The following is a 5,743-nucleotide window of genomic DNA, read 5'->3' on the forward strand; positions in this document are numbered from 1 at the left end:
GTGGTGCAGCGGGCGCTGCTCCGCGCCGGCGGCAATGTGTCGGCGGCCGCCAAGGCCCTCGGCGTCAGCCGTGCCACGCTGCACCGGAAGCTGAAGCGGTTCGAGCTGAACCACTGAGTCCTGCTGTTTACTCAAGCTCCGATCTCGTGCCCCGGACGCAGCGCAGCGCGTCGCTCTTGCGACGTGGTGCGCTGCTGCGCGTCCGGGACACGATGGTGATGCCTCGTTCGTAACTGTCGCAGAACTGCGACAGGTCCGCTCCACCGTCGCTCCTGCCTGGGCTGACAGAAAACGCTCCCCGCGACATCGTTCGCGCAAGTCGCGAGCACGCGACGAATTGCGCAAACAGCAAACATCGGGAGTGATCAATGAACAAGGTGGAATTCCTCAGCGTCACCAAAGTTCCCTTCGCCGAACGCTACGACAATTTCATCGGCGGCAAGTTCGTCGCGCCGATCGCCGGCAAATATTTCGACAACGCCTCGCCTGTGAACGGTCAAATCGTCTGCAAGATCGCGCGGTCCGACGCGCAGGACGTCGAGGCGGCCCTCGACGCGGCGCATGCGGCCAAGGCCGCGTGGGGCCGCACCAGTGTCGCCGAGCGCGCTGCGGTCCTGAACCGAATCGCCGATCGCATGGAAGAAAATCTCGAGCGTCTCGCCATCGCCGAGACCTGGGACAACGGCAAGCCGATCCGTGAGACCCGCGCCGCCGACATCCCGCTCGCCATCGATCACTTCCGCTACTTCGCCGGCGTCGTCCGCGCCCAGGAAGGCTCGATCGGCGAGATCGACCACGACACCATCGCCTATCATTTCCACGAGCCGCTCGGCGTGGTCGGCCAGATCATCCCCTGGAACTTCCCGCTGCTGATGGCCTGCTGGAAGCTCGCGCCTGCGCTCGCCGCCGGCAATTGCGTCGTGCTCAAGCCCGCCGAGCAGACCCCGGCCTCGATCATGGTCTGGGCCGAGATCATCGCCGACATCCTGCCGCCCGGCGTCCTCAACATCGTCAACGGCTTTGGCCTCGAGGCCGGCAAGCCGCTGGCCTCGAGCCCGCGCATCGCCAAGATCGCCTTCACCGGCGAGACCTCGACGGGCCGGCTGATCATGCAGTACGCCAGCCAGAACCTCATTCCCGTCACGCTGGAGCTGGGCGGCAAGTCGCCGAACATCTTCTTCAACGACGTCACCGCGGAAGACGACGATTTCTTCGACAAGGCGATCGAAGGCTTCGTCATGTTCGCGCTGAACCAGGGCGAGGTCTGCACCTGTCCGAGCCGCGCGCTGGTTCACGCCGACATCTATGACCGCTTCATGGAGCGGGCGCTGAACCGTGTCGCGGCGATCAAGCAGGGCGACCCGCGTGCGGCCGACACCATGATCGGTGCGCAGGCCTCGGGCGAGCAGCTCGCAAAAATCCTCTCCTATATCGACATCGGCAAGCAGGAGGGCGCGAAGGTGCTGGCCGGCGGCAGCCGCGCCGAGCTCGGCGGCGATCTCTCGGGTGGCTTCTACGTCCAGCCGACGGTGTTCGAGGGCCACAACAAGATGCGGATCTTCCAGGAGGAGATCTTTGGGCCCGTCGTTTCGGTCACAACCTTCAAGACGGACGAGGAAGCGCTCGAGATCGCCAACGACACGCTCTATGGCCTTGGGGCCGGGGTCTGGAGCCGCGACGCCAACCGCTGCTACCGCTTCGGCCGGGCGATCCAGGCCGGCCGGGTCTGGACCAATTGCTACCATGCCTATCCCGCGCATGCGGCGTTCGGCGGTTACAAGCAGTCGGGCGTCGGTCGCGAGACCCACAAGATGATGCTCGATCATTATCAGCAGACCAAGAATCTCCTGGTCAGCTACAGCCCGAAGAAGCTCGGCTTCTTCTGATCGGACGGTGCGGAGAGGGCGGCGCCATTTCGGCGCCGTCCGCTCTGAAGGCTGGGATTGGCGTGGCCCACCATTCTTGATCCGGTCACGAATCTGCGCACGCACGTGACACGCATAGATTTGTTGCCCGATCGGCGCCAAAGATTTTCCAATATTTCGACCACGTTGCACTGCGGCATAATGAAAGTCGTGCCATGTCGCCGCGGTGCTTTCCAAGGGTGTTTGACTTGGGTTAGAGAGGACGAAAGTTTTCTCTGACCCGGAATTCCTATGGCCGCACCCAAGAAAGCCGCCGCAAGCACTCCACAGGACAAGCCCGACGGCGGTTCGCCCCCGGAATTCACCAGGGAGCAGGAGCTCAAGGCGCTCCGCGACATGCTCCTGATCAGGCGGTTCGAGGAAAAGGCCGGCCAGCTCTACGGCATGGGCGCGATCGGCGGCTTCTGCCACCTCTATATCGGCCAGGAGGCCGTGGTCGTCGGCATGCAGATGGCCCTGAAGCAGGGCGATCAGGTCATCACCGGCTATCGCGATCACGGGCACATGCTCGCCACCGGCATGGACGCCAACGGCGTCATGGCCGAGCTCACGGGCCGCCGCGGCGGCTATTCCAAGGGCAAGGGCGGCTCCATGCACATGTTCAGCAAGGAGAAGCACTTTTACGGCGGCCACGGCATCGTCGGCGCCCAGGTCTCGCTCGGCACCGGTCTCGCCTTCGCCAACAACTATCGTGGCAACGACAATGTCAGCGTCACCTATTTCGGCGACGGCGCGGCCAACCAGGGCCAGGTCTATGAGAGCTTCAACATGGCGGAGCTCTGGAAGCTGCCGGTGATCTACGTCATCGAGAACAACCGCTACGCCATGGGCACTTCGGTCTCGCGCGCCTCGGCGCAGCAGGATTTCTCCAAGCGCGGCGCGTCCTTCAACATCCCCGGCAAGCAGGTCGACGGTATGGACGTCCGCGCGGTCAAGGCTGCGGGCGAAGAGGCCGCGGCCTGGTGCCGCGCCGGCAAGGGCCCCTACATCCTTGAAATGCAGACCTACCGCTATCGCGGTCACTCGATGTCCGATCCTGCAAAATACCGCACACGCGAGGAGGTCGAGAAGGTCCGCCACGACCAGGATCCGATCGAGCAGGTGCGTAACCGCTTGCTCGCGGCCAAGGTCAGCGAGCAGGACCTGAAGGCGATCGACGCCGAGGTGCGCGACATCGTCAACGCGTCCGCCGATTTCGCCCAGCATGATCCCGAGCCGGATGCCGCCGAGCTCTGGACCGACATTTACCGCTGAACGCGCGCAAGCTTTCTTTTGGAGTCGCTATGCCAATTCAAGTGCTGATGCCCGCGTTGTCGCCCACGATGGAGAAGGGCAACCTCGCCAAATGGCTGAAGAAAGAGGGCGAGACGATCAAATCGGGCGACGTCATCGCCGAGATCGAGACCGACAAGGCGACCATGGAGGTCGAGGCGACCGACGAGGGCACGCTCGGCAAGATCCTGATCCCCGAGGGTACCGCTGACGTCGCGGTGAACACACCGATCGCGACGATCCTCGCCGACGGCGAGAGCGCGGCCGATCTCGCCAAGGCGTCTTCTCCGGCGAAGCAGGAGAAGGCTGCGGAGTCCGCAGCCCCGGCCGCTGCGAAGGCCGAAGCGCCCCAGCCCAAGGCTGCTCCCGCACCACAGGCCGTCGCCGAGCCCGATCCCGAAGTGCCAGAAGGCACCGAGATGGTGACGCAGACCATCCGCGAAGCCTTGCGCGATGCCATGGCCGAGGAAATGCGCCGCGATCCCGACGTGTTCGTGATGGGCGAGGAGGTCGCTGAGTATCAGGGCGCCTACAAGGTCACGCAAGGGTTGCTGCAGGAGTTCGGCGCCAAGCGCGTCATCGACACCCCGATTACCGAGCACGGCTTTGCCGGTGTCGGCGTCGGCGCCGCGATGACCGGCCTGAAGCCGATCGTCGAGTTCATGACCTTCAACTTCGCCATGCAGGCGATCGACCAGATCATCAACTCCGCGGCCAAGACGCTTTATATGTCCGGCGGCCAGATGGGCTGCTCGATCGTGTTCCGCGGCCCGAACGGAGCGGCCGCCCGCGTCGCCGCCCAGCACAGCCAGGACTATTCGGCCTGGTATTCGAACGTTCCGGGCCTCAAGGTCGTCGCGCCGTTCTCGGCCGCCGATTACAAAGGCCTGCTCAAGGCCGCGATCCGCGATCCCAATCCGGTGATCTTCCTCGAGAACGAGGTGCTCTACGGTCACACCGGCCAAGTGCCCAAGCTCGACGATTTCGTGATCCCGATCGGCAAGGCCCGCATCGTCCGTTCCGGCAGCCACGTCAGCATCATCTCCTGGTCGAACGGCATGACCTATGCGCTGAAGGCCGCCGACGAACTCGCCAAGGAGGGCATCGAGGCCGAGGTGATCGACCTGCGCACGCTGCGTCCGATGGACACCGAGACCATTATCAACTCGGTCAAGAAGACCGGCCGCGCCGTCACGGTGGAGGAGGGCTGGGCCCAGAGCGGCGTCGGCGCCGAGATCGCCGCGCGCATCATGGAGAACGCCTTCGACTATCTGGACGCGCCCGTTACGCGCGTCTCCGGCAAGGACGTGCCGATGCCCTATGCCGCCAACCTGGAGAAGCTCGCGCTGCCCTCGGCGGCTGAGGTTGTCGAGGCCGCCAAAGCCGTCTGCTACAGGTAGATCATGGCGGGCCCGAAGGAGCAGCCACTGCCGCCCGACGTCATGACCCGCGATGACGCGGTCGAGATCCTGCGCGTGTTCGTGCTGGACGGCGGGCTGTCGATGGCGTTCCAGCGTGCCTTCGAGGAGCCCGACATGTGGGGCCTCTTGCTGGTCGATCTCGCCCGCCACGCCGCGCGCGCCTATGCGCGCGAGAGCGAATACACCGAAGAGGACGCCCTCAACCGGATCCTGGAGATGTTCCAGGCCGAGATCGAGCGTCCCACCGACACCGGCACCACGACGCCGCGCGGCAAGGGACACTGACCGTGGCGATCGAATCCCATCACTTCGATTTCATGCTGGAAGCGATCCGCGAGGCGGAGGCTTCGATCGCGCAGGGCGGCCTGCCGATCGGTGCCGTGCTGACGCGCGACAACAAGATCATCGCCCGCGGCCACAACAACCGCGTGCAGGAGAACAACGTGATCCTGCACGGCGAGATGAGCTGCCTGCGCGAGGCCGGCGCGATCTCGTTCCACGACACGATCATGTACACCACGCTGTCGCCGTGCTCGATGTGCGCCGGCGCGCTGGCGCTGTTTAAGGTCAAGCTGGTGGTGATCGGAGAATCCGTCACCTTCGAGGGCTCGAAGGACATTCTCGACAAGTTCGGCATCCCCTGGATCGACCTTGCCGACGACCGCTCCATCACCATGATGAAGACTTGGCGTTCCAATCCTGCCAATGAGCGCCTGTGGCAGGGCGACATCGGCAACTAAACCTGGTCAGTTCGTCTTCGCTGTCGAAGACGACGTTTTGAGAAGTTCTTCGTGAGGTCAGCATGCCCATCAACATCCTGATGCCCGCTCTTTCGCCGACGATGGAGAAGGGCAACCTCGCCAAGTGGCTGAAGAAGGAAGGCGACAAGGTCAAATCCGGCGACGTCATCGCCGAGATCGAGACCGACAAGGCCACCATGGAGGTCGAGGCCATCGACGAGGGCACGATCGCCAAGATCCTGGTGCCCGAGGGTACGCAGGATGTCCCGGTCAACGACGTGATCGCGGTGCTCGCGGGCGAGGGCGAGGATGTGAAGGCGGCGGGCGCCGCCAAGCCCAGCGCTTCGGCCGCGCCTCCGAAAGCTGCCGAGGCACCCGCTGCAGC

At 64.4% G+C, this 5,743-nt stretch carries 7 protein-coding genes; all 7 read left to right on the forward strand.

Annotation, left to right across the window (positions count from 1 at the left end; translation table 11 throughout):
* Positions 1-117, forward strand: a 117-nt coding sequence (locus tag MOV74_RS29605; protein WP_246930229.1) for a helix-turn-helix domain-containing protein, incomplete at its 5' end; no start/stop codon positions are given.
* Positions 118-368: 251 nt separating this feature from the next.
* Entirely contained in the window at positions 369-1,886 is a 1,518-nt protein-coding gene (gene adh, locus MOV74_RS29610; protein ID WP_246930223.1) for an aldehyde dehydrogenase, read from the forward strand.
* Positions 1,887-2,156: 270 nt separating this feature from the next.
* Positions 2,157-3,179, forward strand: a complete 1,023-nt coding sequence (gene pdhA / locus MOV74_RS29615) for a pyruvate dehydrogenase (acetyl-transferring) E1 component subunit alpha (protein ID WP_246930224.1) — start codon at positions 2,157-2,159, stop codon at positions 3,177-3,179.
* A gap of 29 nt (positions 3,180-3,208) precedes the next feature.
* Positions 3,209-4,597, forward strand: coding sequence for a pyruvate dehydrogenase complex E1 component subunit beta (locus MOV74_RS29620; protein WP_246930225.1), 1,389 nt, complete (start codon positions 3,209-3,211; stop codon positions 4,595-4,597).
* 3 nt (positions 4,598-4,600) lie between these two features.
* Positions 4,601-4,903 carry a DUF5076 domain-containing protein gene (locus MOV74_RS29625; protein WP_018320291.1) on the forward strand — a complete coding sequence of 101 codons (303 nt, stop codon included), beginning with the start codon at positions 4,601-4,603 and terminating at the stop codon, positions 4,901-4,903.
* 2 nt (positions 4,904-4,905) lie between these two features.
* Positions 4,906-5,358 carry a nucleoside deaminase gene (locus tag MOV74_RS29630; RefSeq protein ID WP_246930226.1) on the forward strand — a complete coding sequence of 151 codons (453 nt, stop codon included), beginning with the start codon at positions 4,906-4,908 and terminating at the stop codon, positions 5,356-5,358.
* Positions 5,359-5,420: 62 nt separating this feature from the next.
* On the forward strand, positions 5,421-5,743 hold a 323-nt coding region (locus MOV74_RS29635), incomplete at its 3' end, for a biotin/lipoyl-containing protein (protein ID WP_246930227.1).

It is taken from the genome of Bradyrhizobium sp. SHOUNA76 (assembly GCF_023006445.1).
Taxonomy (GTDB): Bacteria; Pseudomonadota; Alphaproteobacteria; order Rhizobiales; family Xanthobacteraceae; genus Bradyrhizobium.

Bases quoted from the DNA above. Each gene is read 5' to 3' on its own strand.
- adh (WP_246930223.1), top strand. From the start codon at position 369: ATGAACAAGGTGGAATTCCTCAGCGTCACCAAAGTTCCCTTCGCCGAA.
- pdhA (WP_246930224.1), top strand. From the start codon at position 2,157: ATGGCCGCACCCAAGAAAGCCGCCGCAAGCACTCCACAGGACAAGCCC.
- MOV74_RS29620 (WP_246930225.1), top strand. From the start codon at position 3,209: ATGCCAATTCAAGTGCTGATGCCCGCGTTGTCGCCCACGATGGAGAAG.
- MOV74_RS29625 (WP_018320291.1), top strand. From the start codon at position 4,601: ATGGCGGGCCCGAAGGAGCAGCCACTGCCGCCCGACGTCATGACCCGC.